Source organism: Sphingobium sp. (assembly GCF_049304695.1).
In the GTDB taxonomy this organism is placed as follows: domain Bacteria; phylum Pseudomonadota; class Alphaproteobacteria; order Sphingomonadales; family Sphingomonadaceae; genus Sphingobium.
In genome coordinates, this window is the sequence record NZ_JBAQOK010000021.1 from 1 (window position 1) to 21,183 (window position 21,183).

At 62.4% G+C, this 21,183-nt stretch carries 27 protein-coding genes; 23 read left to right on the plus strand and 4 right to left on the minus strand.

Features of this window, described 5'->3' with window-relative positions:
* Nucleotides 1-61: 61 nt before the first annotated feature.
* Nucleotides 62-1,906, plus strand: coding sequence for a strawberry notch C-terminal domain-containing protein (locus WA070_RS03080; protein WP_422632704.1), 1,845 nt, complete (start codon nucleotides 62-64; stop codon nucleotides 1,904-1,906).
* 276 nt (nucleotides 1,907-2,182) lie between these two features.
* Here WA070_RS03080 and WA070_RS03085 read toward each other — a convergent pair whose 3' ends face one another.
* Complete coding sequence (locus WA070_RS03085; protein WP_422632705.1) at nucleotides 2,183-2,929, minus strand: MucR family transcriptional regulator; 747 nt, start codon at nucleotides 2,927-2,929, stop codon at nucleotides 2,183-2,185.
* 213 nt (nucleotides 2,930-3,142) lie between these two features.
* Between WA070_RS03085 and WA070_RS03090 the strand changes: the two genes are divergently transcribed.
* The 7 genes from WA070_RS03090 (at nucleotide 3,143) to WA070_RS03120 (ending at nucleotide 7,751) form a co-directional block, all read left to right on the plus strand.
* Nucleotides 3,143-3,628 (plus strand): hypothetical protein, encoded by a 486-nt coding sequence (locus WA070_RS03090; RefSeq protein WP_422632706.1) that lies wholly within the window; start codon nucleotides 3,143-3,145, stop codon nucleotides 3,626-3,628.
* Between the two features lie 74 nt (nucleotides 3,629-3,702).
* The gene (locus tag WA070_RS03095) at nucleotides 3,703-4,257 is read left to right on the plus strand and encodes a hypothetical protein (protein WP_422632707.1); all 555 of its coding nucleotides are present in this window, start codon (nucleotides 3,703-3,705) and stop codon (nucleotides 4,255-4,257) included.
* 101 nt (nucleotides 4,258-4,358) lie between these two features.
* Nucleotides 4,359-5,057 carry a hypothetical protein gene (locus tag WA070_RS03100; RefSeq protein WP_422632708.1) on the plus strand — a complete coding sequence of 233 codons (699 nt, stop codon included), beginning with the start codon at nucleotides 4,359-4,361 and terminating at the stop codon, nucleotides 5,055-5,057.
* Between the two features lie 153 nt (nucleotides 5,058-5,210).
* On the plus strand, nucleotides 5,211-6,029 hold the full coding sequence (locus WA070_RS03105; RefSeq protein ID WP_422632709.1) for an N-6 DNA methylase: 819 nt from the start codon (nucleotides 5,211-5,213) through the stop codon (nucleotides 6,027-6,029).
* 32 nt (nucleotides 6,030-6,061) lie between these two features.
* The gene (locus WA070_RS03110; protein WP_422632710.1) at nucleotides 6,062-6,403 is read left to right on the plus strand and encodes a hypothetical protein; all 342 of its coding nucleotides are present in this window, start codon (nucleotides 6,062-6,064) and stop codon (nucleotides 6,401-6,403) included.
* Between the two features lie 8 nt (nucleotides 6,404-6,411).
* Complete coding sequence (locus WA070_RS03115; protein WP_422632711.1) at nucleotides 6,412-7,443, plus strand: DUF7221 family queuine tRNA-ribosyltransferase-like protein; 1,032 nt, start codon at nucleotides 6,412-6,414, stop codon at nucleotides 7,441-7,443.
* The gene (locus WA070_RS03120) at nucleotides 7,440-7,751 is read left to right on the plus strand and encodes a hypothetical protein (RefSeq protein ID WP_422632712.1); all 312 of its coding nucleotides are present in this window, start codon (nucleotides 7,440-7,442) and stop codon (nucleotides 7,749-7,751) included. The genes WA070_RS03115 and WA070_RS03120 overlap by 4 nt, the downstream gene beginning before the upstream one ends.
* A gap of 21 nt (nucleotides 7,752-7,772) precedes the next feature.
* Here WA070_RS03120 and WA070_RS03125 read toward each other — a convergent pair whose 3' ends face one another.
* The 3 genes from WA070_RS03125 to WA070_RS03135 form a co-directional block, all read right to left on the minus strand.
* On the minus strand, nucleotides 7,773-8,324 hold the full coding sequence (locus WA070_RS03125; RefSeq protein WP_422632713.1) for a type II toxin-antitoxin system VapC family toxin: 552 nt from the start codon (nucleotides 8,322-8,324) through the stop codon (nucleotides 7,773-7,775).
* Complete coding sequence (locus WA070_RS03130) at nucleotides 8,314-8,538, minus strand: hypothetical protein (protein WP_253204230.1); 225 nt, start codon at nucleotides 8,536-8,538, stop codon at nucleotides 8,314-8,316. Before WA070_RS03130 ends, WA070_RS03125 begins: the two co-directional genes overlap by 11 nt.
* Nucleotides 8,539-8,665: 127 nt before the next feature.
* Nucleotides 8,666-10,357 (minus strand): ABC transporter ATP-binding protein, encoded by a 1,692-nt coding sequence (locus tag WA070_RS03135; protein ID WP_422632735.1) that lies wholly within the window; start codon nucleotides 10,355-10,357, stop codon nucleotides 8,666-8,668.
* 226 nt (nucleotides 10,358-10,583) lie between these two features.
* Here WA070_RS03135 and WA070_RS03140 point away from each other — a divergent pair, with 226 nt between their 5' ends.
* The 15 genes from WA070_RS03140 to WA070_RS03210 all read left to right on the plus strand — a co-directional run bounded on the left by WA070_RS03140 (nucleotide 10,584) and on the right by WA070_RS03210 (nucleotide 21,162).
* Nucleotides 10,584-11,780, plus strand: a complete 1,197-nt coding sequence (locus WA070_RS03140) for a DUF932 domain-containing protein (RefSeq protein WP_422632714.1) — start codon at nucleotides 10,584-10,586, stop codon at nucleotides 11,778-11,780.
* An 88-nt stretch (nucleotides 11,781-11,868) separates the two neighbouring features.
* Nucleotides 11,869-12,084: a hypothetical protein gene (locus tag WA070_RS03145; RefSeq protein WP_422632715.1), complete on the plus strand. Its 216-nt coding sequence runs from the start codon at nucleotides 11,869-11,871 to the stop codon at nucleotides 12,082-12,084.
* Complete coding sequence (locus WA070_RS03150; protein WP_422632716.1) at nucleotides 12,081-13,748, plus strand: PRTRC system ParB family protein; 1,668 nt, start codon at nucleotides 12,081-12,083, stop codon at nucleotides 13,746-13,748. The genes WA070_RS03145 and WA070_RS03150 overlap by 4 nt, the downstream gene beginning before the upstream one ends.
* A gap of 36 nt (nucleotides 13,749-13,784) precedes the next feature.
* Nucleotides 13,785-14,207 carry a PRTRC system protein E gene (locus tag WA070_RS03155; protein ID WP_422632717.1) on the plus strand — a complete coding sequence of 141 codons (423 nt, stop codon included), beginning with the start codon at nucleotides 13,785-13,787 and terminating at the stop codon, nucleotides 14,205-14,207.
* 46 nt (nucleotides 14,208-14,253) lie between these two features.
* The gene (locus WA070_RS03160) at nucleotides 14,254-14,460 is read left to right on the plus strand and encodes a PRTRC system protein C (RefSeq protein WP_422632718.1); all 207 of its coding nucleotides are present in this window, start codon (nucleotides 14,254-14,256) and stop codon (nucleotides 14,458-14,460) included.
* Between the two features lie 2 nt (nucleotides 14,461-14,462).
* On the plus strand, nucleotides 14,463-14,687 hold the full coding sequence (locus WA070_RS03165) for a hypothetical protein (protein ID WP_422632719.1): 225 nt from the start codon (nucleotides 14,463-14,465) through the stop codon (nucleotides 14,685-14,687).
* A 112-nt stretch (nucleotides 14,688-14,799) separates the two neighbouring features.
* Complete coding sequence (locus tag WA070_RS03170) at nucleotides 14,800-15,630, plus strand: hypothetical protein (RefSeq protein WP_422632720.1); 831 nt, start codon at nucleotides 14,800-14,802, stop codon at nucleotides 15,628-15,630.
* Nucleotides 15,631-15,638: 8 nt separating this feature from the next.
* Complete coding sequence (locus WA070_RS03175) at nucleotides 15,639-16,475, plus strand: PRTRC system protein B (protein WP_422632721.1); 837 nt, start codon at nucleotides 15,639-15,641, stop codon at nucleotides 16,473-16,475.
* Nucleotides 16,472-17,131, plus strand: a complete 660-nt coding sequence (locus WA070_RS03180) for a PRTRC system protein A (protein WP_422632722.1) — start codon at nucleotides 16,472-16,474, stop codon at nucleotides 17,129-17,131. Before WA070_RS03175 ends, WA070_RS03180 begins: the two co-directional genes overlap by 4 nt.
* On the plus strand, nucleotides 17,121-17,900 hold the full coding sequence (locus tag WA070_RS03185) for a PRTRC system ThiF family protein (RefSeq protein WP_422632723.1): 780 nt from the start codon (nucleotides 17,121-17,123) through the stop codon (nucleotides 17,898-17,900). Before WA070_RS03180 ends, WA070_RS03185 begins: the two co-directional genes overlap by 11 nt.
* Before the next feature lie 96 nt (nucleotides 17,901-17,996).
* The gene (locus tag WA070_RS03190; protein ID WP_422632724.1) at nucleotides 17,997-18,263 is read left to right on the plus strand and encodes an antitoxin; all 267 of its coding nucleotides are present in this window, start codon (nucleotides 17,997-17,999) and stop codon (nucleotides 18,261-18,263) included.
* Nucleotides 18,260-18,673, plus strand: a complete 414-nt coding sequence (locus tag WA070_RS03195) for a type II toxin-antitoxin system VapC family toxin (RefSeq protein ID WP_422632725.1) — start codon at nucleotides 18,260-18,262, stop codon at nucleotides 18,671-18,673. Before WA070_RS03190 ends, WA070_RS03195 begins: the two co-directional genes overlap by 4 nt.
* Nucleotides 18,674-18,910: 237 nt before the next feature.
* Nucleotides 18,911-20,206, plus strand: a complete 1,296-nt coding sequence (locus tag WA070_RS03200; RefSeq protein ID WP_066768555.1) for a hypothetical protein — start codon at nucleotides 18,911-18,913, stop codon at nucleotides 20,204-20,206.
* A gap of 40 nt (nucleotides 20,207-20,246) precedes the next feature.
* Nucleotides 20,247-20,630 carry a hypothetical protein gene (locus WA070_RS03205; protein ID WP_422632726.1) on the plus strand — a complete coding sequence of 128 codons (384 nt, stop codon included), beginning with the start codon at nucleotides 20,247-20,249 and terminating at the stop codon, nucleotides 20,628-20,630.
* Complete coding sequence (locus WA070_RS03210) at nucleotides 20,620-21,162, plus strand: hypothetical protein (protein WP_422632727.1); 543 nt, start codon at nucleotides 20,620-20,622, stop codon at nucleotides 21,160-21,162. The genes WA070_RS03205 and WA070_RS03210 overlap by 11 nt, the downstream gene beginning before the upstream one ends.
* The last annotated feature ends 21 nt before the right edge of the window (nucleotides 21,163-21,183 follow it).

Genomic DNA, 21,183 nt, shown 5'->3' on the forward strand with positions numbered 1-21,183 from the left:
ACGTCATAGATCCTCCAGCTTGTTGGGGCTGGGGGCACCTTAATTATCTGGAGTAAAATCGATGTCTTCATCCCGTAAATCCGCGCCTGCGTGCGAACCGCTCGACATAAATCTCGACTGCAAAGAAATTCTTGTCGAATATCTCCGTCACGCCTTTCCGGTCCAGCAGATGCGTGTCTTCCGCACCACTGATGGCGCTGATCGGTCCGAGCCGATGCTCGATGCTGACGGCAAGGCCGTGCTCAGTCAGGAGGCGATCGCCGCGCGGGACGAACTGATCGAGCAGTTATGCGCCCTGCCTCCGGTGCCCGCCGCGCTCGACACGCTGATCGCGCATTTTGGAACTGACCGCGTCGCCGAGATCACCGGGCGCTCTCGCCGCCTCGTCGTCAAACCCGACGGCCTCCAGGCGATCGAACGCCGCAGCGCCCGCGCCAATCTTGTCGAAACCAGCCTGTTCATGGATGGGGTCAAGCCGATCCTGGTGTTCAGTTCCGCCGGCGGCACGGGCCGCTCCTATCATGCCGATCGGGCTTCCAAAGCAGGGAACAAGCGCCGCATCCATTTTCTGCTGGAGCCGGGGTGGCGGGCCGATGTCGCGATCCAGGGCCTCGGGCGCAGCCACCGGACCAACCAGACCGTTCCGCCGATATTTCGCCCGGTTGTGACCGACTGCAAGGGCGAACGCCGCGCCATCTCCACCATCGCGCGGCGGCTCGACAGTCTGGGCGCCCTGACACGCGGGCAGCGCCAGACAGGCGGGCAGGGGCTGTTCGACCCGAGTGACAATCTCGAAAGCGGCCTGGCGCGCGAGGCGCTGGCGCAATGGTATCGTCTCCTGCACGGCGGCAAACTCGCCAGCGTTACGCTGACCGCCTTTCAGGATATGACCGGTCTCAAGCTGGTCGACGATCACGCCGTGCTGCTGGAACGGCTGCCGCCGATCCAGCGCTGGCTGAACCGTTTGCTGGCGCTGCGCATCGCTGTGCAGAATGCGATCTTCGAGGAATATATGGGTCTTATCCAGGCCCGCGCCGATGCGGCACGCGAGGCTGGGACGCTCGACGTCGGCGTTGAGACCATCCGGGCCGAGAGGATCGTGACGCTCGCCGACCAGTGCCTGCGTGTCGATCCGAGAACCGGCGCGGAGACGCGACTGCTCCACCTCGAACTTCACCTCAAACCGCGCGTCACCGGTTGGGATCGCCTGTTGCGAATCTGGCACAACACCGACGGCGTCACCTTTCTGCACAACACCCGTTCCGGCCACGTCGCGCTGGGCGTGCCGTCCTGGTCGATCACCGACGAGGAGGGCCGTGTCATCCCTATGGTGTCGCTCGAACGCCCGACCGGATCCTCGCGGACCAGTGAGGCTGAACTGGCGCTCAGTCACTGGAAGAAGATTGAGCAGGATAGATTTCACGATCTATGGGAGGCCGAATGTCTGGATGCGTTGACGAAGGTCGATACCGAAGCGGTCCATGTCGCAGCCGGCCTTCTCCTGCCGGTCTGGCATAAGCTGCCTAGCGACGATGTCCGCGTCTGGCGGATCGACGATGGCGCCAATACGCCGATCCTCGGGCGTATCATCCACCCGCGCGCGCTCGGACGGCTACAGTCTGAATTTGGATTGAGCGGGAACACGACAAGCCTCTCTCCCGACGAAGTACTGCGGGGCGCCGAGGCTGCCGGCGGAGTCCCAATCCCGGGGCTAAAGGGAGCGAGGCTCGTCATGGCGACGGTCAATAACAGTCGGCGTCTCGAAATCCGCGACTATGCGCCCGAGCATCGCAACTGGCTCAAATCCTGCGGTGCGTTCAGCGAGGTTCTGAGCTTCAAGACCAGACTGTTTCTGCCGCCCGACAATGCGCGCGCCATCCTTGAGAGGATTGCCACGGACGTTTGAAGGCCTTGACGGGGGTGGGATTATAATAAGGCGAAACGCGGCTTTCGGATTATGGAAGCCGGCCGTACAAAGTTCGCGGAGCAGGTCTTCGACCGGCTTCAGGCCAAATACAGGGCGTCGGCCGCACGGAAACTATCTGATCTTTTTGCCGTGTAGATGGCGCACGGGTCACCATCATCCACATTCCGCACGGGCCAGCGATTACGCATCGCTCATTTTCAGCAACTGAGCGGACGGGTGAGGTCAAATTTCCGGACCCCACCCGTGCCGGTTGCTTCAAACGCTTGCGGGTTCCGCTTCGGGTGCAATTTCCACAGCAGGTTCAGGTGCCTTCGCTTTGGTCACTCGCTTGGCGGTTTTCGGTTTGCTGTCCTGCTTGGCTCCCGCGACTTTAGACGCTCTGGCGACTTTGACGGCCGGTGCCGGGGCAGGGGCTTCCGCTACACTTCCTGTGCCGGGCTTGGCTCGCGGCTTGCGGCCAGCCTTACCTTTCGCCGCCTTCTCGCTCGCTGCCTCGACTGGCGGACTGTCCGTTGTCGCTACTGAAGCCTTGCGACCGCGCTTGGCCTGAGCGGCGGCAACGGGCGTCTCCGGCTCGGCGGCAACAGTCACATCACTGGCCTCTACCTTCTTGCGGCCAAGCCCAAGCCGCTGCGCAACCTCGCGGCGCTGCTCGGAATAGCCCGGCGCGACCATTGGATAGTCCTTCGCCAGATTGTAGCGTTCCCGATATTCCGCAGGGGTGAGGCCATGGCGGCCGATATGCCGCTTCAGGCTCTTGTAAGGTTTTCCGTCGATCAAGCTGATGATGTGGTCGCGCGAAGCCAAGCTCTTGCGGACCGATACGGCCGGCACATGCTCCGGTTCTGCAGGAATTTCGGTGGCTGTCTTGCGCTCGAGCGCCGTGCGCGTCGTTTCGATGATCCCGGGAATATCCGAGGCTGGTACCTGATTGTTCGCGAAATAGGCGCTCAGTAGTTGGACCGTCATCGCGGTGAAATCAGGTTCGATGGCTTCGGACATGGAAAGCTCCCGGTCGAGGAAGAGGGAAAGTAGACGCCTCTGGCACGAAAGCGTTGCCAAGCATTTAAGCGTGAACCGCTGATGACCACAAGCCGGCAATGTATATCGCTCGTGCGGGCCGCCGTTGCAAATTGAACAGCAGCAATGGGAGAGGGAGAGGGGAGGGCAGAGACGAGATCGAATAAATGGTCTCGATTTTGGGAAAGATAGCTCATGGCCAACCGCGTGCCCGCCCATATCCAGATCGGTGGGGTCCTTTCCCGCGGCCGGTACCCCGAACTCATATCTGCGATCGCTGACGATGATCCCGCCATCGACTGGGACGGCACTCCGTTCGATCCCGCCGACCTGCCGGCAACAGGCCCGTTATCCCTGATGGATCATGAGGTCGCCGAGGGGCGCTTCGACGAAATCGAGCAATGCTGTCGGTTGCTTGGGCTATCCTATGTTCGCTGGCGGGCCGGCTACAGTGGAAGCTTCCCGTCAGACCGGAAAATCTGCTTCGGGCCTGGCGACCCAGAAACTTTCCTCACCACCGAGGAAGACACGCTGATCTTTTCGATCGAACGGATTCGCGAACTCGGCTCGATGGAAGCGATCGAGGCTGAATATGCCCGCGCGAGTTTCCCTCCGCCGCCATTGACGATCGTCGACGACGATCCTGCCGATTGCGAAGCAGTGGAGACCGTCCATGGCTGACTATTATGTCCAGGGTTCCTTCTCGTTCACTTGCACCGCGGCGGAGAGCGCGCTCGTCGAGGAAGCGTGGCAACATGCCGCTGACCTCGGTGACAAGGCGGCGCCAGGGCGAACCCAGTGCCGAGTTTCTCGCGGTATTTCCGTCGAATGATCTCGGCAATCCGTTCAACGGCCTGCTCGAGATATTCGACGATCCGAACTTCCCCATATTCGGCGCGGACATCGAGATCAGCGGCGCGGAGACATGTCTGGTATCGATCTTTGGCGATACGGATTTCCAGCCGGACGCGATTGCGCGCCTGGTTCAACGCTGCTGCCCGCTGACTCTACGTGAAGCGCCGATCGGGTTTGAATGGAGCTATAGCTGTTCGCGCTCGCGCGGCGACGGCATCGGTGGCGGATGGTGCGCCATCTTCATCGACCGGATCGAATTTGGCGCCACGAGCGAAGGGCTGTCGAGGGCGCTCCGCCCCGCCACTCATCGCGATCCCTGGATCGAAGATCCGGTCCATCCCTTATCCGACTGGAAAGACGAAGTGGCCAATGACGATACCCGTCTGGGCTATCTCGACTGGGTCACCGCCCGACGTGCTGCCGAGCCGGCTGACATGCGTCCTGCCGACTCCTGATCGCCGGATCCCGATCGAACCCCGTTCGCAGGCCTGTAACACCGGCTTTAGCGGATAATCGCTGCTCCCCCGACTACCTCGAACCCACAAGGATGTGATAGATGACCGACGCTCCCGCGCCGGGCGCGCCCATGCGCCTGTACAGCCAGACCGACCATGACGAACGTGGCAACTTCCATTATGAGGGTGATTTCTATCGCGCCGGCGAAGCACTGCCTTCGCTCGCCGCGCGGATCGAGCACCATGTGGCGCAATATTTCGCCGAAGCGACCTTCACGATCCGCACAGAAAAGTTTTCCGGCGGACGCAAGATCATCGCGGAGGTCCTCGACACGCCGGTCGATCTCACGGGCCGCGATGTGCAGAACGCCTTCATCGTCGAGGTCCGCGATCAGATGGAAAGGTTCGGCTTCACCCGCACCAATCCGTTGCAGGATTTCTGGTCGTGCAGCTTCTATTGCGAGGTCCGCATCGGCCAGGCCTATTGGGCGGCGCTCGCCAGACGCCGAGGCATACGCAACCCTGTCGACATGGTTCTGTCTCTGGGGGCCTTCAAGAAGCGCGTCAAAGCGGGCGACCGGCTGAAACTGGTCGATGCCCCGGCCGGCCACCGCCTGCTCGGCACGACCCGCGAGATCACCAAGGTGCGGTCCGGCGACCTGATCCTCGAGGGTCGTTCCTATCTGTCCTTTCCGCGTGCATCCGCCTTTGCCTGTGACGGGCGCCTGGTCAGGATCGCTATCGGTTCGGAACATGGCCCCGATGACCACCTGCTATACGAATGGCAACAAGCCGCCTGAGCAGGCCGCACACGGCTTCGTTCATGCCTTTCCTAGCCTGTGCGGCTTTCGTCCGCTGAACCTTCCGGCGATCGCGAACCGCCTCGCGGCAGCGTCTGCCGTGATGGTCGATCACCCGGCGGCGCGCATCCTATACCAATTCCGGAGGCTCCCATGCATGAGCCGTATCTCAAGGCGATGGCGGCGCTCCTGCGGCGCTGCCAGCCGCGTCACGATCTCTATACAGTCTTCGGCGACTGCGTGGAGGCCATGGCGATCGCGATCGTCAACAGTGTCGACCTGCGCAAACGCGATTCCCGCGAGGCCCGGTATCTCGACATCGTCGGACGCTACCAGCCGGACATCGTGGACCTATTCCCGAGAGTCCTCGCGCAACTCGTACATGCGCTTGAAGCCGGACCCGGCGATGTGCTGGGCGCCCTGTTTCACGACCTCGAGCTTCACAGCAAGGCGCGGGGCCAGTTCTTCACACCCTATACGCTCAGTCGCTTCATGGCCCAGGTGACCATCGGCAATCCCGAAAGCGTCAAAGCAATCATTGGCGACCATGGCTTCGTGACCGCCATGGAGCCAGCCTGTGGCGCAGGATCGATGGTGGTCGCGCTCGCAGAGGCCATGCGCGATATCGGCATAAACTATCAGCGCCACCTGCATGTCACCGCGATCGATATCGACCCGCGCGCGATCCACATGGCCTATGTTCAGCTCTCGCTGCTTCATGTCCCGGCGCATCTCATGGTCGGAAACTCGCTGTCGGGCGAAATGCGCGAGCATTGGTACACTCCGGCCCATATTCTGGGTGGGTGGAACGCCCGGCTCGCCCATCGACGACACCACGAGCCCGCCGACGAAATGCTTGCAGATGCTTCCGAAACACCATGCTCGCCGTTCCCGGTGAGCCGTGCAGCTCCGCCGCCGCGCAAGCCAGGCGCGTCGCCGCCGGCCATGCCCCGACAACTGAGCCTCTTCTGACCTTCTCAGGTTCCACCTTGCCGGAGACGCGCATGTCCCATTATGTCCATATCAACGCGCTGAGCCGGTCACCGGCCGGCATGACGGTCATAACCCTGGCGATCTGCGGGCCGCGTGGAGGCATGCGCGCTGTCGAGAATATTTCGATCGATGAGGCCGATAAGATGGCGGTCCAACTTCAGAACGCCATCGCGGCCGCCCGCTCCGCGGTTGTCATGGATTCGACCGATGCTTTCGTTCAGGATGTGGTCGGCCGACTAGGCGATCCGGGCCTTGCTCTCGATTCCTTTTTCCGAACATGGTGTACCGCAAACCATGGCCTGCTTAGCCCCCGGCAGACGGCCGAGCGCTGGTGCCGCTGGCGCGTCGCCTGAGCGCGATCATGGCGATCGAGATCATGGTGGGCCTGCCGCACCTGCGCGAGGGGCCGATATTGAACCGTGCCCGTGCAATGCAGGTGCCAACGCTGATCTCCGCGAATGCGCTGTCGCGCTGGAACCGCGCCAAGGGCTGGCCCGAATGGCAGGGCTGGCGCCTCGATCTTTTGAAAAACGCCGATGGTCTGCACAGTCTTGCGTTGGATAGTGCGGGCTTCGTCGCGATGTCGCACTATCGTGCCTATCCTTGGCGGGTCGACGATTATCTCGATCTTGCCGCAAGCTACCCGTTCCACTGGTTCGCCAGCATGGATTATTGCGTCGAACCCGAAATCGCTCCCAATCGCGACGAGGTCCGCGACCGGATATCCAGAACCATCCGGGTCAACCGCGATTGCTGGCGCGGGGCCCATGACCGCGGCATCGCCCACCGCTTCATGCCGGTGATCCAGGGCAGGGCGGCGACCGACTATGAATACTGCATCGATGCTCTGGGTGATATCGTCGATGCTGTGCCTCTGATCGGAATAGGCTCGATGTGCCGCAGACCGGTCGGCGGCGCCGACGGGGTGATCGCCATCTTCGAGCATCTCGATCGCATTCTTGAGCCCGGGACGATGCTCCACGGCTTCGGCATCAAGGGCACGGCGCTCAGCAAATTGTGTGGGCTTGACCATCGCATACAGGCGGTCGATTCTCAGGCGTTCGGCATCGCCAGCAGGATCGAAGCACGCCAACGCGGAATATCCAAGACCGACGCCTTCGTCGCCGATCATATGGAAAATTGGGCACGCCGCCAATATGCACGCTCCGCCAGCGCCATGCCCCCAATTCAAGGCGAATTGGCGCTTGCTCCGGATGAGTGCCCACCACACGATCCATGGGAACGGGCGATCGTGCAGGCACGCGCGGAAATCCGTGAATTGATCGAGGAGGGGCAACTCGCGCACGACGAAATTGCCCAGCCGTGGATCGAGCAGTGGGCTGCCGACATCTTTCAAGCCCCACCGCCTTTGCCCGCGGGAGTCTCTCGATGATCCGCCATGGTGAAAGCATCAAGCGCGTGCTCCCCGGTCTTTACACCGGCGAAGATGTGCGGGCCGAACGCGGCGGTGATCGAAACTGGGCATTCCAGATGAAATGCGGGCAACTTGGGCATCGCCTCTGGTTTGAGTATTCGCCGCATGGATTATGGACAGCCATCGGCACATGGCGCAGGTTGGAAACCGGGCTCTGGGTCGCTGCGCGGCTACGTGCCGGCACCCATTTCTGGGATGAATCCGGTCAGATCGCGCGCCTGTACAGTGAGGACGTGTATTCGGTTCTGCGCGACGAAGCAGGATAATTATCGTGGGTCATCCGCTAATCAGTACAGGATGACACCAGTTCCGGGCACGAGTTGATCCATAAAATCGAAATCGCGCCGGTTACCGGTCAGCAGATCACAGCCCATCGCAGCAGCCTGAAGAAACAGAACAGCGTCATTGAGCAGCGCGATCGAATGGGGCTGGCCGGACAGGCGTGTTACCAACCCTGCCAGCATACCTGCCTCGGCGAACACCCGCGAGGAAGGTACGGTCAGACGATGTTCGGGAATATCATCGATTGTCCGCCCCAGCGTCTTGAGAACCGAAGCCGTGCGCCTGTCCGCCGGATCGAGGGCGCCCATCAGATGGGTCATTTCGCCCAGCGCCACACAGGAGTGATTGACGATCCGGTTCTCTAGCAACCGATCCGCTTGCGCAGGCGTCTTGCCCTGAAGCACATCGATATAGACGCAGGTGTCGAGCAGAAGCTCTCGGCCTACGACAGTTGCTTTATGAACAAGCGGCAGTTCCTCTTCGCGCCGCCGGGCCAGCTTTGCTGCCGATCGCTGCGGCCTGATCCGGCGCAGCGACGCCTTGCGGTCAAATCCCAAGCGCGATATCTGCCGGGACCGAGCCCTTCCGGCTCACGAGCCTGGCCCCGAAATCATCCTCCAGCGCCACTTTGGCAAGCGCATATTCGACGAGATCGGTGGTTGAGGCGATGCCGCTGCGCATCTTGGCACGATCGATGAGTTCGCGCGGGACCCGGGCGCCGACCGCGCTGTTCGTGCCCGAAAGCAAGCCTGCCGCCTTCGCGGCAGCCACGACTGCTTCATGTCGCTGGGACAGATGATCTTCGTGCCTCGTTGCCATCGGGGAACTCCTTTGCGTTAAACAGATACGCCAATTTGTAAAATATGCAAGATGTGGTCGAGACAGGCGCCGGCTAAGCTCACACTTGCGGAGCGCGCCAGAGAGCTTGGTAGGAGTCGCATCGCTGCATCAATTCACCATGCGTTCCGCTGCCGACCAGCCGCCCGCCGCGCATGAAGAGAACCTGGTCAGCGGCCTTCGCTGTGGCGAGGCGATGGGTGATCATGATCAACGTCGTCGCGTTCCTGGCTTGGCTCCGCAATCTCGCAATCACACTCGCCTCACTGGACGGATCGAGCGCAGACGTGCTTTCATCGAGGATAAGGACCGGCACCTCCACACCGGCCAGCCGTGCGAGCTCCAGCTTCTGAATCTGGCCTCCGGACAGGCGCTCGCCTTGCTCGCCCAATTCCATCTCGAAGTCGATTGGTCTCCCCGGCTCATAGAAACGCCAGACGTTAAGCAGTTTCTCGACCTCGTGGATCGCCTGGCTCGCCGGGGGATAGAGGATGTTTTCCCGCAACGACCGGTTGAAGAGGCCGATGAATTGCGGCGCATAGAGAATATGGCGGTGACGCTCTTCCCATGGGATCGTTGCAATATCGACCCCCGCAATCTCGACTTTCCCCGAGCCAGGCGTGAGCACGCCGGCCAGCAGCTGTGCAAGGGTAGATTTGCCCGAGCCGTTGGGGCCGACAATCGCGACGAAGCGGCCCGCCGGGATAAAAAGCGAAATGCCGTTAATACCCGGCATGTTGTCGCCGTAGCAGAAGCTGACGTCTTCTACCGTCAGATCCGCAGCACCTGTGGGACTGGGCTGCGGGGTGCTCGGCACTTCATGGGCGTTTGTGAATGCCAGGACATCGCGGATATTGGCGATCGCGACACCAGCCTGCGCGAGGATATAACCCAGCGCGCTCAGCGGAACAGTCAGCCGAAATGCATAGGTCTGCAACAGGACGAAGTCGCCTGCGGTCATGCGTCCCTTGCCCACATCAAGGCCCGCAAGCATCAACAGCGCCACAAGTCCGACGCCGACAATGCAGAACTGCAGTGCCGCCATGACGGTCAGCGAACGGTACATGCTGGCGGTGGCATGTCGTTTCGCCCTCAATATATCGCCGGCATAACGCAGTTCACGATTCAGAGCGCCGTTGAGCACCACGCGGCGGGCATTGCGGACGATGTCACCGATCGTGCGGGACACATGCGATGCCGCCGCATTGGTCGCGTCCGCCTGCGCGCGGTGGCGTCTGGCCCCGATCCAGGTCGCCCCGACGAATCCCAGAAGCGTAAGCGTCAGTACCAGCACATAACGAGGCTGGATCAGGCTGGCGATCACCGCAAGACTGGCGATAGCCTGCAGCAAGACCGGCCCGAGCCGCCAGATCAATCCTTCCACGACCAGCGTCAGGCTATAGGGCAGCCGCTCCAGCATGCCGGGTACCCGCCCGCTCTGACTGTCCCGCGCCGCCGTGATCTCCGGCAAGGCGGCGGCAAGCGCCCGAGTCGTGAAGTGCCGGGTCAGCGCCTCGACCATTTCCGCGGTGCAGGCGAGCCTGGCCGTTTCGACGATGGAAGCACCGGCCCAGCATCCCACGAACAGCAGGATGGTGAGGAGCAACTGCAGGGGCGATCCCGTCGGTCCGTCCAGCGCGTCGATCAACAGCTTCAGCGCATAGGGGCCGACGACGCCCATCGCAATCACGACGGCTTCCAGGCCGGACGCCTGTACCATGCTTCGCCTTGCACCCAGGCCTGCAGACAGCATCAGCCGTGTCAGCCGGGTCAATATTCCGAACGTCGACACTAGTTAGGCCTCCTGGCGATCGATGGATGAGCCAGAAGGAGGATTGGAACGCGGCCGCTATCTTAGCGCCAAATCAGGTCATTGCGAAGCCAGGATCCCAAGATGTCGGAAAGGTAAGGGAGGGGCAGGAATGTGACGGGAAACGTGGATCGGCCCGTTGCCCCTCTAGCTCCAGGAGATGGTTCCCATGGCGAGCCTTGCCCGCTTGAATGACACGCCCCCCGTGTCCGCACCCTATCGCATCGATGTGTCGCGCGGTGGCCGCAGCGGCCGCGTATCCTCGGAATGGTTCTCACGGCCCGATGATGAGAAATTTCTCTCGCTTTCCAGTCTTTATGACAGCGTTCGCGCCCGCGCCGATCACTCGACCACGCGCATCGTCGAAAGTCGCGCGATCCGGGTCGAAGCCAGGAGCGACAATCCCGAACGGCTGATGCTGATCGCGCCGGGGGATGAACGGCCTGTCGCACCGACCAACTGGTCCTTCGGCCAGATATCCAGCCTCGTCGGTGCGCCGGCCTCCTATTTACGTCAGCTTCCCGCCGCTCTGGCCGGGATCAACCTGCAACACGGCCTCATCACCCATCGCGGCGAACAGGTGAAACTGCTTCAGACCGACGATGGCCGCACCGAACTGCGCGCTGCTACCGGCAGCGAATATGGCCGTATTTTTGACCATGAACTCGTGCAGGCGATCATGGCTTTCGCCGGCGACGGTGTCGGTGACACACGCTGGAAGGTGCCCGGAACGATCCAGTGGGGCAGTATGACCTATAACCCCTTCGTCGACATCACCAGGGATACGACGACGCTCTACGCCTCGGACAGGGATGTGTTCGTATTCCTGGTCGACGACACGCACCCGATCGAGGCTGGTAAGCTGCCCAACGGCGATCCCGATCTCTATTTTCGCGGATTTTACGCGTGGAACTCCGAGGTCGGCTCCAAAACGCTCGGCATCGCGACCTTCTACCTACGAGGAGTTTGCGCCAATAGGTGCCTGTGGGGCGTCGAGAATTTCGAGGAGGTGAACATCCGTCACTCGAAATTCGCGGCCGCCCGTTTCTCTCACCAGGCTGCGCCCGCGCTGGAGCATTTCGCGAACTCCTCGCCGCAGCATTTCATCACCGGGATCAAGGCCGCGCGGGAACGCATCGTCGCGCGCAAGGATGAGGACCGCGATACCTTCCTACGCCGCCGCGGCTTCACCAAGGCCGAGACGACGAAGATCATCCAGACGGTGATGGCCGAGGAGGGGCATCCCCCGGAAAGCCTGTACGATTTCGTGCAAGGCATCACCGCCGTTGCGCGTTCAAAACCCCACCAGGACAGCCGCCTCGAACTCGAGGGCAAGGCCAGGAAGCTGCTCGAACAAGCGCTCTGACGCCTGGCTTGGGACTTTCCGAATTTCTCCTCCAACACCCGCTCCGGTCTCCGACCGGGGCGGCTATCGCTCATGAAAGGATAAGGCGATGCGCGCCCAATCCGATGTTTGCCTGTATGAATTCACCGTGGACGTCGCCTTCTTCAGCGACGGCGAGCACTTTGCCAGCCAGAGTTACGACATCACAGCCTCGACCTGGTTCAGCGCCCGCCAGCAGGCGCTGCAGATGTCCGTAAGCAGCGTTTACGACAACCCGCGCATTCCCGGCCTCAGCCGTTCCGCCACCGTTCGGTCCGACTCATGACCCGCAATCGCACCCAGCGTCTGGGAACGGGGCTTTCTGCCCTCATCGCCGCATCGCCGCCAGCCATCACGGCTTTACCGCTCGCCAAGATCTCCGTCGGATATAATCCCCGCCGCTATTTCGACAGCAGGAAGCATGACGAACTCGTCGCCTCGCTGCGCCTGCGCGGAATGCTCCAGCCGATACTGGTTCGCCCGACAAAGGACGCGAGCGACAGCTATCTCATCGTCGCAGGCGGGCGTCGCTATCGGGCGGCTTTGGAAGCCTTCGGGCCTGAGGGGGAAATTCCCGTCGTCATCCGTGAGATGACCGATCAGGAAGCGCTCGAAGCTGCGATCGACGAGAACGACGTGCGCGACGACGCATCGGAAACCGAGCAGGCCGATGCCGCCGTGCGCGTGCTTGCGGCCTGTCAGGACGATCGGGCCGAAGCCGCGCTCCGACTCGGATGGTCCAAAGCCAAGCTTGACCGCCGCCTTGCTCTGGGCAACCTCTCCGACACCGTCAAGCGCGCGCTCGACGAACGCCGAATCAAGGTCGGCCATGCCGAACTGCTGGCCGCCGTACCTGCTGACAAGCAGGACAAGGCACTCGATACGATCCTGAGCTCCGGCCTGGACGTGAGCAAGACACGCGACCTGCTGATGCGGGTCACGCAGGATCTCGCCAGCGCCAGTTTCGACAAGAGCGAATGCATGACCTGCCCGTTCAATTCGGCAGCGCAGCGGGCTCTCTTCGAGACCCATATCGACGATGGTCACTGCACCAACACAGCGTGCTTCGAGCTCAAGACCCAGACGGCGGACATGATCCGCTTCGAGGAGCAGGAGCGCGCCGACAAGGCCGCACGGTTGGCGGCGCGCTCGGCAGATGATCATGCAAACGACGATGCTGACGATGAAGAGCAGGACGACGTCACCGATGAAGCCATAGACGCCGCGGCCGGCTCTCTCAAAGAAAGCCAGGGGATTGCATCTGCCTCGTCCATCGCGCCCAGCAGAGCCGACAGCGCGCCGACAGCGTCCAAATCGACTGTCACCGCCAAATCGATCGCCGGCCGTACCGCCGAACTGCGCGAAGCGATGTGGCGCACTGCGGTTGCAAGGGCGCTTGCCGGCAATGGCGCGCATGCCCAGAGTACGATCCTGGTCGCCGCGATGTCGGGCACATTGCCGCAGATCAAGGCCGAAACCCTCAAGGCGCGCTCGGGCCTGTTGGTCGACGCCGATTTTCCCGGCCTCGACTATCACGCCAAAATCAGGGTGATCGGCGAACTCGAGGAAGCCCAGGCAGCCACCATATTGTCGGCGATCGGCGCGGCCTACGCCAAGGACGTGGCCAATTTCGAACATGTTGCCGACCTCGCACGCGCCTTCGATGTCGATCTGCGCGCCAGCTGGCAGGTCGATAAGACGTTTCTTGAGCGTTACACCAAGGATGAACTGAGGTTCATCGCCCGGGAGTGCGGCCTGATCGCGCATATGGGCGAAAAGGCGTTCGCCAAGCGGCTGGGGGGCAAGAAGACCGACCTCATCGCCGGCATGCTCTGCGCCATCGGCTTCGACTGGGCGGGTCGCTTGCCCAGCTGCATGACGCTCGATGGACGATATGGGCCACCCCCGGTCGACGCCGCACGCGGCGCGCCTGCCAAGCTTGCCGCCTGATCTGCTTTTGCATCATTCACCAGAAGGACAGTTACCATGCTGATTACCAGCCTGCTTCCGCTGCTGACCAACTATTCGCTCGGCTTCGACCTTGTCGCCGGCCCCGACGACACCGTCACCCTGACCATTGTGCCCCGCAAGGCGGCAGAAGCGGCCCATACTCTCGCAAATGGCGAAGCCCGCCCGATCTCCATCACGGCGAGCGCCGCAGAAATCGATGCGGAACTCGGCCGGGGAATCGACGGCGCATTGGGGCAGCTCATCGCCTCGCGCAAAACACTCGCCGACCAGATCGCCGAGCAACGCCAGGCGGCCGAGCTTGCGCGGACCGCCGCTGCGCAAGCCGCGAAGGCGAACACCGCTGCAGTCAAGCCGGCGGCGCCGACCGCGCCTGTGAAGGCTTCGGTATCGAGTCCGCCGGCTGACGCCACGCCGGGTGAACCCGCCAGTCTCTGGTGAGATAGCCGCCCGAACGATCCGACCACCATTGCCAACGAGGCTTGCCATGCAGATCCATCATCTCACCCGGACCTATCGATATGACGGCATCGACCTTCCGGTGCCGCCGCATCTCGCCGACGACCGCGATGCCCTGCGGGCCTATCATGCCACGCTCTATCCCGCGATCCTCAATGCCGAAATGGTCGATGCCGGTGTCATAGGCGGCGCCCATATCACCGAATATCGCCGTGCCGTCGGCACCAAGGGCTGACCATGGCGCGGCGTGCCGGAACCCCCATTCCGCCCACACAGCGCAGGACATTGTGCCAATGGATCGAGGCTGACGATGGCGACACGCCCAGCTTTACCCGGCCTGCGTGCAGCGCCGCGAGCCGGACCCTCCACGCCAAGATCGCGCTCCCCCCGGATAGCGGTCCGGGCGAAGTCCGCGAGCCCCTCCAACCCCCATCCGCTCTGCGTCTGCCGCCGCTCGGCTGACCTCGCCGGCACGTCGGTCGTGCTCTCTACTGACGTTCCCGTTCTCTTCGACCAGCCGCTTGGTCCCCATCACAAACTGGTCGGCCGGTGGGCTCTGTCGCTCGAAAAAACGATGCGGACGCTCACCCGCCCGGCCGCGGGCCGGCATATCGAGCGGGTCTTCGACGCTACAGTGCTCGACGTCCTCAATTCCGTTGATCTGGTCGATCTGCGCGTCGTCGTCCTTCAAGGCGGCGAGCAGGACGGCCCACCCGCGATTGCCATTATCTGTGAGAGCCTGGGGCAGATCGATCTCGGCTGGATCGAAACCGGCGATGCGCCTGTTGCCTGGCGCGCCGCTGCTTATCGGGCGCTGGAACGGAACCTTGGCCGAGTATTGCCCATCTACGGCTACCAGTTCCTCTTCGACGAGATCGCAATGTACTATTGGGATGGCGAAACCGAAGACGACGCTGCCCGGCAGTCTCTGATCGCTTATCACGGCGCAGATGCCGACGAACTTGAGAATATGGTGCTGCCCTCGGAGATGAACGCTCGGCGGCCTGCGTGGATGATAGCAGCCAATGCGGCGCCATCGAAGCGACTGCCGGCCGCGCTACGCCGCAGGCTGAACGCACTCGAACGGACATCCAAGGCGCTCGAGGGTCTTGAGAGCGCACGCAATGCCTGGAACTGCGATTTCGAGATCATCCAGGATTACATCTCGGGCTATGAGGAATGTTCTTCCCTACCGCCGTTGACGCTCGTGCCCTTCGAGCAATTCGCCCGTGAACTCGACGACATCGCCCGTAACGGCATGGAGATGGGCTTCATGGACATCGCCGGGATCTCTCCACTGCCGGCCACCGATCGCATCGACGACTGGTTCACCTCTCTGCGGCTGGGAGCGCAGTTCCTCGCTGCCGCCCAGGACCTGATCCGGCTCGATCCAACCACATTGTGAGGCGCATTATGCCTGACCACAGCACCCATTTCGAAGCGACGAGCGGCGGCATGATCCTGACGAACGCCATCCTGCTCTACCGGACCGAAGGATCCCGAAACCCACATGCCTATGGCGCGTCGACACAGGACGCTTGCGCCTTTGCCAGCATCCATGCGGTCGAGCAGACCAACGAAGACCATCCGACGATCGCGGCCGGCGTGCCGCTCACCCGCGCCCATTTGCGGCGATGGACGGAGGCGCTTGGACGGAGCGTGGCGCCCGAACTTCTGCCTGCGAATATACTGGTCGCCCACGCCGATATGCTCGCCTGGTGGGTTCCCGCGCAGGTGCGTCCAGCCTGGTTCGCGCTGTCGTCTCCGCCGGACGGGCTTCGCATCCTGCACGAAAAGATCATCGCGGCGGTGCCCTATCCCGCGCATCTGTTTGTCGCGACCCGATCGGGCCTCGGCGTCTACGCCCTGCCGACGAATGAACGCCCTACGGGCGAGACGCGGTTATTGCACTCGCCCATCCTCAATGTCTTCGTCGGCGGGCAGCTATGCTGGGGCAATATCCCCAAACCCGGATCTCTCACCATCGCGTCGATTCCGGACTATGAGGGCGCTGTGTTCGAAAGCTGGTCAACGCACCCTAATCCCGGGCAGGAACGCACCATTACCGGCAAGGGTGGGCTCATCCGGCTCTGGGACGATCTCGCCGCGCGCGGCGCGAAGCGCTTCCCGGCCAGCCGTCTCAAGCCTCTCAGTTTCGCCGGGCGCCGCCAGCCAGGACCAAACGCACGGCGCACCGCGCCAGACCCTGTAACCGTCGGAGCCTTGATCGCCCGCTGGAACCGGCGATGACCATGCTCGCCGACGATCCGACCGCGGCGGCGCTGCTCGCCGCGATGCCCTGCTATCCCGTCCCGTCGCAAGGCCGCTCGCCGGCTATCGAAGCGCTTCGGACAGCGCGTGCCGGTCAAGGGCTAGCCGTCGGCCATGATGGCGTCATGCTGATCTTGCGCCGTCCATGGCTCGCGCTCGATGCGTGGGTCACGCCGCCAATCTCGGCCTACCTCCCTTATGGCAGCGCCGGCACACCGAGGGCCGACCTGCGGTGCGGACTGATTCCCGGTGAACTGCTCAAGCGCATATTGGAACATCTACGTGGGGCGTTACCCAATGAGTCCGCGGCGTTTATCTTCTGGAACGCGGTCACGCGGGAGTTCTCAGTCGAGTTCCCGATAATCGACGAGGCGACGCCCTCACGTCTCGTCTATCACCCGCCGATCCTGCGACCCGACTGGTACCTGATCTGTGATATTCATAGTCACGCGGCAGGACCGGCCTTCTTCAGCGCCACCGACGACGTCGACGATGCACATTCGACCAAAATCTCGCTTGTCTTCGGTCGACTTGATCACGCCAGTAGTCCCCTCGCGGCCTCGCGTCTTTGCGCAGGGGGGATGTTCCTGCCGCTGCCGCGCAGTCCTTTCGCCGGAGATCGTCATGAAAGCTGATATCTGCCATCGTCACTATCTACCCGCTGACTTCGACAATCGGGCCATCCGTGTCCTGCTGGTGGGCTGCGGCGGAAACGGCGCCCAGATGCTCATGGGACTCGCCTCGCTCGACACCGCGCTCCGCGCGATCTCGACCCGGTCGCTCGACGTCACCGTCGTCGACGACGATATCGTGACCGAGGCGAACCTCGGTCGGCAGCCCTTCTATCGTTGTGACATCGGCAACTCGAAGGCCCGCACGCTGACCGAACGCATCAACCTCGCGCATGGGCTTGCCTGGAAGGCGGTGCACGGTCGCGCACCTGACGCGATCGGGATCGAAGGCACCGATATCCTCATCACCTGCGTCGATACCGCATCAGCGCGCCGCGCGCTGGGGGTGGCGCTGCACAATGGAAATCGAGCGCCCACTTACTGGATGGACCTCGGCAACCGCGCGAGCGACGGGCAGTATCTGATCGGTTGTCCTGATCGCTCGACTGACAAACGTTCTGGCCGACTTCCCACCGTACTCGAAACCTTTCCTGAACTGGCGGACGAGGCTGTTGCCGAAGACGATGCCCCATCCTGTTCGGTCGCCGAGGCCCTCGAACGCCAATCGCTTTTCATCAATCGTGTCCTGGCAAGCCACGCGCTTGCCCTGCTGTTCGATCTTCTAGGGCGCGGGTCGATCGGACATGCGGGCGCCTTCATCAATCTTGGCAGCGGCCAAACCGTCGCCATCCCGATGACGTATGGCGTCGTAGGTTGCGTCGGCACTAAATGACGCCCGCTCGCGTCCATAAGTCGCGCCGCATCATAGGTCATTGTAGCCGGTGACAGCTTTTGGTATATACATGGCATATGCAAGGAGGCGCGCCCGATGGCTCAACCCATTTCCACCAGTGTCGTTCGCGAGGCGAAGCTGTTTCGCAACAACCGCAGTCAGGCCGTACGCATCCCGGCGGAGTTCGAGTTTTCCGGGAGCCGGGTTCTCATCCACAAGGAAGGCGACAAGCTCATCATCGAACCTGAACCCAGAGCCAATCTGGTCGATATCCTCAAGGCACTCGCGCCGCTCGGGCCAGAAGATGATTTTCCCGAGGATATAGACGCGACGCTGCTGCCGCTTAAGGATGTCGATTTGTGAGCACACGCTATATGCTCGACACGAACATCGTATCGGACCTCGTTCGCAACCCGCAAGGCCAAGTATTCGAGAAGATCGTCAAGATCGGTAGCGACCGTCTGTGCATCAGCGTCATCACGGCGGCCGAGTTACGCTATGGCTGCGCCAAAAAGGGGTCGGTACGACTTCTCGCACAGGTCGAGGCGATCCTCGCCGGTATTGAAATTCTGCCGTTCGATGTTCCCGCCGATGCCGAATATGGCGGCATTCGTGCCGAACTGGAGGCGGCGGGCCGGCCCATCGGCCCAAACGACCTGCTCATCGCCGCGCATGCCTATGCCGTCAGCGCTGTACTGGTTACCGCCAATGTCGATGAATTCCGGCGTATCCGGGGCCTCGAGATCGAGAACTGGCTCGAGCCGCAAGCGTAACCGGCGTGGGTTAACTCTACCACTATCCGGTCAACTACGACCGAGCTGATTTACGGTCGAGCGCGATCATGCCGTGAAGGGCCGGATCACGCTCTGCCGACAAGCTTCGCCTCGCGAGCGGACACGAAGGAGAAGGGGGAAGATAGGGGGTGATCCCAGGGAGATCGCCCTTATGCTCACTCCGTACCACCACCGTCGGCATAGTCGGTCTTGCAGCCCGCAGCTATCGACCGGAGAATGCACCGCGCCGTTTCCGCCGGGCCTTGTGTTGTGACGGCCGACGTTGGTGCCTTTGACCCCGCAGACGCGGCTTGCTGGATCGCACATGGCCGCCGTGCAGATCATGCCCAGATACTGGCGTCGGTATGGACGGATTATCCGGACCTGCCGTCCCATGCGCCGCTTGACGAACGCATGGCGCGGAGCCGGGCGCGGGTTGCGGCGCTGCGTCCGTTCAACGACACGATCCGCAAGGAAGCCGAGCGCGACAGACAGCGGGCAAACTTTGCCTGTATCGAGAACCGTGTCGCCAAAGGCAGCGAACAGCCATGTGACCAGGCAATTCTGAACGGGCGCGATCTACACGGCTATGATTGGAACGCCGCCGTCCGTTACGCAAACGGTTGGTATGCAGCACATGCAGGCTGGCCGCCTCGGGATTTTTCCACTCGACAAGGTGAGATATCGCCCGCCTATGCTCAGGGTTTCCGTGACGGCGGTGGCTGTTTCGATGATCTGTTCGATGCGGCGAGGCGCGCCTACGCTGCCGCCGCGCGTAAGGCAGAACAATTGGCGTTTCCTCTACATCCCGCGCTTTCAAGACCCCTTCCCAGCAGTTGGCCGCTCCCGACGGACGGACCGCGCCCCAGCCGTTGGTCGAAGCGCATTTTGATCATCGGCGCGACCATCGCATCCGATGCCTCCAGGGGTTTGATGGAAATGCTGCAGGCGCAGGATGGGCATCAGGCGGGAAAGATCATCATCGCCGCTGCTGCGCGTGGCTTCCATCTATGGCAAGCGGGTCTTTCCGCCGAGATTGCGAAACCCTCCGATCAGTTGCGCGCTCTGCTTGCCGGGGTCGAGCCTGACGATTTGCTGGTGATGGCAGAAGGCGATGATCTTGCCTGGATCGATGGCCATGCCAGCCTGCTGCCACTCTGCCGAACGATGGAGCGCACGCGCAATTCGCCGATCCAGCAGCGTGTGCAGTTCCGCGCCTGGCTCGATCGTGGATTGGGCGACGGTGAGATGATGGCCAGCGGGCATATCCGCTGGACCAAAATCGCTCAGGGCCTCTCGGGGCGCCTTGGCGAGTTCGTGACGCGCTCTGCAGGACCAGCCGAGCCTCGCGGGCACCGAATCGTTGTGGAACTGCGTAACGGAACCCCCGCATTGGGCTTCATGACACCGCAGGGCGAACCGCTGGTTCCCGAGACGGTCATCACCAACAAGGCTCATTTGCGAAAGGCCATGACCATCATGCTGCGTCGGTTCGCAGCCGCCATCCCGCAGCATCACGCGATAGCCGCCTGACATCTCCTGACCCTTGCATCCGATCACAATGGAAACTCAGATGAACGACATCACCTCTTTGCCTGTCATGACCGCCGGCGACGCGCAGGCGATCGGTTTCGCGGCCTTCAACGCCGTTCCGACCTTGCCCATAGACATCCCTGACGGCGGGTTCACCCTTTCGGCTAGAACCAGCGAAGGAAGGCGCATAACCTTCTATTTCGGGCCCTATGTCACGGGCGGGCCGGCTCGCTTCGTCGATATCCAATATCATGATGCAGCCGCCACCGTGCCCGATGCGCGCGGCGAGCCGACACCCGTCTTCGATATCTTCACGATCGGCCATGGCGACACACGCGCCTACGACAGTCGCTCCGAAGAGCTGACGAGCAAACCGTCGATCGCAGTCATCCTTCTATCCGGACCGACGGACGATGACCACTGATCCGGCCGGGAATGAACGGCACGCGCCCAGATCGACCCGGGCCGAAGTCCGCAATCCTGTCCTGGCCCTTCCAGCTGCCCGTGTTCTCGCTGCTATTGATCCCGATATACGGACAGTCCTTGCATGGCTGCTTCGTGATCTTCGGCAGGACGCACGGTCGAAGTCCCGGCAAAGCTGGGATCGGCGCAAGGCATTCACGGCTGCCTACTGGGCATCGGTTGCTACCTATGCGGGCCACATCCTGCGCGCCCTTGGTAGAGCAGGCAGTGATCGCGGCAGGATGCCGCTGGTAGTGCGCCAGCCGGGATTTCCCGATATTGCGGCACGCGATTGGGCCGACGCCTCGCACTGCTATTGCGGTCGGCGCGATCACAGCGGTCTGGGCGCCAGCGAATTCCCCGAGGGCGAGCTCGCCATCGGCGACAGGGTCGTAGCCCGAATCAGCTATAACGGCAGGATCTGGCGCGCAGGACCGTGGCACCCTGGCGACAAGCCTCATTACGACAATTGGAGCGCGACATCCGCCCCATGATCCCGGCTATCCGGCCTTCCG